This window comes from Methylobacterium sp. J-076, assembly GCF_022829405.1.
Taxonomy (GTDB): domain Bacteria; phylum Pseudomonadota; class Alphaproteobacteria; order Rhizobiales; family Beijerinckiaceae; genus Methylobacterium.
In genome coordinates this window covers 1-2,778 of the sequence record NZ_JAKSXW010000080.1, presented here as the reverse complement: position 1 = coordinate 2,778, position 2,778 = coordinate 1, and the positions used below count along the sequence as shown (strand labels likewise).

Below are 2,778 nucleotides of genomic sequence, written 5' to 3'. Positions count from 1 at the left end.
CGAAGCGTCCGGTGATGGAGCAGGTGCGCGCCTATCTCGACCACAATGCGACCGCCCCGGTCCGTCCGGCGGTGGCGGAGGCGGTGGCGCGCGCCCTGGCGCTGCCGGGCAATCCGTCCTCGGTCCATGCCGAGGGGCGGGCCGCCCGGGCGGCCCTCGAGGCCGCGCGGGGTCAGGTCGCCGCCCTGGTGGGCGCGCGCCCGGCGCAGGCCGTGTTCACCAGCGGCGGGACCGAGGCGGCCAACGCCGCGCTGTCGGGTGCCCTGCGCCGCCGGGGCTGGCCGGCGCCGACGCGGCTCCTCGTCAGCGCCAGCGAGCATCCCTGCGTCGCCGCGGGTCACCGCTACCCGGCCGACGCCGTCGAGATCCTGCCGGTCGACGCGGCGGGGCTCCTCGACCTCGACGCCCTCGCGGCGCGGCTCGCCGCCCTGGCGGGGGAGACCGTGGTGATCTCGGTCCATGCGGCCAACAACGAGACGGGCGTGATCCAACCCCTGGGGGAGGTCGTCGCCCGGGCCCGGGCCCATGGGCGCGCCCTTGTCCACAGCGACGCGGTGCAGGCGGTGGGCAAGATCCCCCTGGATTTCGCCGGACTCGGCCTCGACGCCTTGACCCTCTCGGGCCACAAGTTCGCCGCGCCGAAGGGGGTCGGTGCGCTGGTGCTCGCCGACGACGTCACCCTGGCGGAGGCCTTCGTCCGGGGCGGCGGCCAGGAAAAGCGCCAGCGCTGCGGCACCGAAAGCCTGCCCTCCGTCGTTGGCATGGGTGAGGCGGCGCGGATCGCCGCCGATTCGCTCGCCGCCGAGGCGGGCCGGCTCGCGGCGCTCCGCGACCGGGCCGAGGCGGGGGTGATGGCCCTGGCGCCGGATGCGGTGGTGTTCGGGGCCGGGGCTCCGCGCCTGCCGAACACCCTGAGCTTCGCCGTGCCGGGGCTCGACGCCCCCGCGGCGCTGATCGCCCTCGACCTCGCGGGGGTGGCGGTCTCGTCGGGCTCGGCCTGCTCGTCGGGCAAGGTGGCGCGCTCGGCGACGCTGGCCGCCATGGGCGTGCCCTCCGCACTCGCGGGCGGGGCGCTCCGGGTGAGCCTGGGCTGGAATACCGTGGAGGAGGATGTGTCACGCCTCCTCCACGCCTTCGAACGGGTCGTGACATCCCTATATGAGAGGCAAGGGCGGGCGGCCTGAGGGCCGCGTCCCGAGCCACATCCACACGCTTCCCGGCCCTTGACGCCGGGCATGCCAGGAGACGCTGATGCCTGCCGTGCAGGAAACCATCGACCGGGTCCGCTCGATCGACCTCGACCAGTACAAGTACGGGTTCGAGACCACCATCGAGATGGAGAAGTCCGCCAAGGGCATCTCCGAGGACGTCGTGCGCTTCATCTCGGCCAAGAAGAACGAGCCGGAATGGCTGCTGGAATGGCGCCTCGACGCCTACCGGCGCTGGCTCACCATGAAGGAGCCGGAGTGGGCCCGCGTCTCGTATGACAAGGTCGACTACAACGACATCTACTACTACGCCGCGCCCAAGCGCCCGGCGGCGATGTCGCTGGACGAGATCGACCCCGAGATCCTGAAGACCTACGAGAAGCTCGGCATCCCCCTGCGGGAGGTCGAGGTGCTGGAGGGCATCGCCCCCGAGCGCCGGGTGGCCGTGGACGCGGTGTTCGACTCCGTGTCGGTCGCCACCACCTTCAAGAAGGAGCTGGAGAAGGCCGGCGTGATCTTCATGCCGATCTCCGAGGCCGTGCGCGAGCATCCCGAGCTCGTGAAGAAGTACCTCTGCTCGGTGGTGCCGGCGACGGACAACTTCTTCGCCACGCTGAACACCGCCGTGTTCTCCGACGGGTCGTTCGTCTACATCCCGCCGGGCGTGCGCTGCCCGATGGAGCTGTCGACCTACTTCCGCATCAACGAGCGTGACACCGGCCAGTTCGAGCGCACGCTCATCATCGCCGACAAGGGCTCCTACGTCTCGTACCTCGAGGGCTGCACCGCCCCCAAGCGCGACGACAACCAGCTCCACGCGGCCGTGGTCGAACTCGTCGCCCTGGACGATGCCGAGATCAAGTACTCGACGGTCCAGAACTGGTATCCGGGCGACAACGACGGCAAGGGCGGCATCTACAACTTCGTGACGAAGCGTGGCGACTGCCGCGGTGCGCGCTCGAAGATCTCGTGGACGCAGGTCGAGACCGGCTCGGCGATCACGTGGAAGTACCCGTCCTGCATCCTGCGCGGCGACGAGTCCCGCGGCGAGTTCTACTCGATCGCGGTGTCGAACGGGATGCAGCAGGTCGATTCCGGCACCAAGATGATCCACCTCGGCAAGAACACAACGAGCCGGATCATCTCGAAGGGCATCTCGGCCGGGCGTTCGCAGAACACCTACCGGGGCCTCGTCTCGGCCCACAAGAAGGCCAAGGGCGCCCGGAACTTCACGAACTGTGATTCGCTGCTGATCGGCGACCAGTGCGGGGCGCACACCGTGCCCTACATCGAGTCGAAGAACGCCTCGGCGGTGTTCGAGCACGAGGCCACCACCTCGAAGATCTCCGAGGACCAGAAGTTCTACTGCCTGCAGCGCGGCCTCTCCGAGGAGGAGGCGACCGCGCTGATCGTCAACGGCTTCGTCCGGGACGTGCTGCAGCAGCTGCCGATGGAGTTCGCCGTCGAGGCCCAGAAGCTGATCTCGATCAGCCTCGAAGGCTCGGTAGGCTGAACCGCTCGCACAACACTCCTCCCTCCCCCCTCTGCGGGGGAGGGTGGCCCCCGTGAG

2 protein-coding genes are annotated in these 2,778 nt (G+C 69.9%); both read left to right on the top strand.

The window, feature by feature from the left end:
* Positions 1–14 precede the first annotated feature (14 nt).
* Positions 15–1,184, top strand: coding sequence for a cysteine desulfurase family protein (locus MKK53_RS07160; RefSeq protein WP_243928006.1), 1,170 nt, complete (start codon positions 15–17; stop codon positions 1,182–1,184).
* Positions 1,185–1,251: 67 nt separating this feature from the next.
* Positions 1,252–2,721, top strand: a complete 1,470-nt coding sequence (sufB, locus tag MKK53_RS07155; protein ID WP_243928005.1) for a Fe-S cluster assembly protein SufB — start codon at positions 1,252–1,254, stop codon at positions 2,719–2,721.
* Positions 2,722–2,778: the final 57 nt, after the last annotated feature.